Genomic DNA, 2,474 nt, shown 5'->3' with positions numbered 1-2,474 from the left:
CTTCAGCAGCACGCCGCAGGCGTGCGACAGCGGCGGCCAGACATCAAGGCGCAGCCGCCGATGACCACAACCCCGGCCGAGCCGAGCATGGAAAAAGGGACCCCGTTGAGGGGTCCCTTGATGATGTTGCCCTGATGGGTCAGGCCATCTGGCTTCGGAGTCCTGGGTAGTGGTGTGCCAGGTATTCGGCGGTGGCTTGGCGGATCAGTGCCGATAGGTTGGTGCCTTCTGTTTTGACGGCGGCTTCGGCCCATTGGTCCAGGGCCGGGGTGGTGCGTACCTGCCAGGTTTTGCTGGTGGGTTGTTTGAGTTCGTCGCGGGGGCGGCCGGCGAAGATGGAGAGCAGGTCGTCGTCGGTCAGGGGGCCGGCGTCGTAGCCCCGGTATACCCGGGTGCCTTCGATGGGTGTGAATTGGCCGGCGTCGGCCATGCGGTCGAGTGCTTCGGCGTGTGCTGCCCTGTCGGCGGGTGTCTGTGTGTTGGTCATGGTCTGGCTCCTTGTTGGTTGTGTCTATTGGTATCTGAGATGTTGCCACCGGCTGGTCAGCGGCATGGCGTGGAAGGCGTGGAGCTGGCCGTCCTGCCATTTGCTGACGATGACTTCGAGCAGGTTGTCGGGTAGGGCCCCGGGGTGTGGCTGGCCGACGAAGACCACCGTCATCTCGTCGCCGTAGCCCTCGATTTGTTCGTGGCCTATGGAGTGGAGGACCGCGTGCCTGATTTCGTCGTCGGCGCAGCCGTGCTTGCGGGCTGATTGCTCTATCTCGATCTCCATGACCATGAGTGTAGTACAAATTGCACATACAAACCAGTCGTGCGTTCCTCGCGTTGCGGTCTGGCTGTCCGAACGCGGGGCGTTCGACGATGCCGATTCCACCCCGTGGGGTGGCGCGAGGCATCGCTGCGCCGCCGCCGGCAGCCGGCCCCGCTTGGTGGCGGGGCCGGCTGCGGGGTTCATTCACTCTTTGGTGTCCTCCTCCTGGTCGCCGTCGTCTGTTTCATCTTCGTTCCCTTCGTTGTCTTCCTCTTCAGGTCGGGGCACCAGGTCGCCGTCGAGACCGGATTGCTCTTCGTCGCTGATGGCGTAGCCTGCGGTTTGGAGGGCACGGTAGAGGGGTTTGAGCAGGCCGTCTATGTCGTCTTGGCTGCGCCAGGTCTCGTGGTTGATCTGTGTCTCCATGATGGCGTGGCACAGGGCGAAGGCCGTCTGGGTGCGGCGACTCTCGTCAAGGTCGGCCTTTTGCGCCAGCTCGGCTTCCTGGTCCTGGACGATGGCGCGCCATGTGTCCCGCACCTGGTCCCGGCTGACCCACCAGGTGCGTTGGCTCGCTTGGGCGATGACCAGCATGGACAGGGCCTGGGACTGGTTTTTGGCGGGGCGTTTGAGGGACATGAGCCGTTGCGTGTAGGCCAGCCGCAGGTCGTGGCTTGCCGTGTCCAGTTGCTTGGCCGGTGCGATTTCGGCTTCTTGTTCGGCTTGCCACCTGGCCAGGTCATCCTCTCTTTGCCGGCGTTCGTCCTCCTGGTCCTGTTGGGTGTATGGCTCCAGCAGGGTGATTTTGACGCGCCACTGTCCGCCACGGTCGAGCAGTCCGGCGGCCGTGGGTTTGTCGCCTTCCCATTCCTCCAGCCATGTGTCGAGGGCCTGCTTGGGGTCGGGGTCGGTATCCGGGGAGAATCGGGCGATGGTGCGCCAACCTTCCGGGTCAGACCAGGATTGTGATGGTGTCAGCGGCACGATGGGCAGCCCGGCCTGCTTGATGGCTTCCTGGGCCTGTTCGATCCACTTGTCCAGCGACCGTTTGGCCTGGACCTGGTGCAGTGTCATGTTCCAGTTGTTGGTGCCTGCGGCTTTGATGAGCTGGTCTTGCAGGCCTTCGTCGTCGCGGAAGTCGGCTATCGTCTCCAATTCCTCGAAGCTCAGCTGGGATGGCAGCGCGAGTATTTTCTCGTCGTCGATGGACGATATTTTGAGCCGTCGCTGCACGGTGCTGCGGCTGCGGCCAGTGGCTTTGGCCATCTGGTCCACGTCTTCGCCAAGGTCCAGGAGGTGGGCGTATCCGCGTGCCTCGTCCAGGGCGGTGAGCTGGTCACGGTGTATGTTCTCTACCAGCATCACCTCCGCCTGGGTCTGCTCGTCCATGTCGGTGATGATACAGGGCACGGTTGCAAGGCCGGCCTGCTCGGCGGCCGCCAGCCGCCGGTGTCCGATGACCAGGGTGTGCCGCCCCTCCTGGTTCGCCGGTGTGACGACCAGGGCCTGCTGTATGCCTTGGGACGCGATGCTCATGGCCAGCTCCGACACGTCTCCTATCTCGCTTCGGGGGTTGGCGTCGTTGGGCCTGATGGCGTCGATGGGCAGCATGGTCACTGTGGTTGTGGTGTTCATGGGTGTTCCTTTCCTTGGTGCCGGGACTGTTTGTGCCGACGCCTGGAATGGCGGCCCGGGTATAGCGGAGAGTCAAGCCCCCGCG

3 protein-coding genes are annotated in these 2,474 nt (G+C 63.7%); all 3 read right to left on the bottom strand.

Annotated elements, in window-relative coordinates; all coding sequences use genetic code 11:
* Window positions 1-139 precede the first annotated feature (139 nt).
* Complete coding sequence (locus tag J3U06_RS09265) at window positions 140-487, bottom strand: hypothetical protein (protein ID WP_015022035.1); 348 nt, start codon at window positions 485-487, stop codon at window positions 140-142.
* 24 nt (window positions 488-511) lie between these two features.
* Window positions 512-781, bottom strand: coding sequence for a hypothetical protein (locus tag J3U06_RS09260; protein WP_033512165.1), 270 nt, complete (start codon window positions 779-781; stop codon window positions 512-514).
* A 177-nt stretch (window positions 782-958) separates the two neighbouring features.
* Window positions 959-2,389: a ParB/RepB/Spo0J family partition protein gene (locus J3U06_RS09255; protein WP_015022037.1), complete on the bottom strand. Its 1,431-nt coding sequence runs from the start codon at window positions 2,387-2,389 to the stop codon at window positions 959-961.
* Window positions 2,390-2,474: the final 85 nt, after the last annotated feature.

It is taken from the genome of Bifidobacterium sp. B4142 (assembly GCF_026537325.1).
Taxonomy (GTDB): Bacteria; Actinomycetota; Actinomycetes; order Actinomycetales; family Bifidobacteriaceae; genus Bombiscardovia.
Note: the sequence above shows the minus strand (reverse complement) of the source record. Positions and strands in the feature narration are given on the sequence as shown.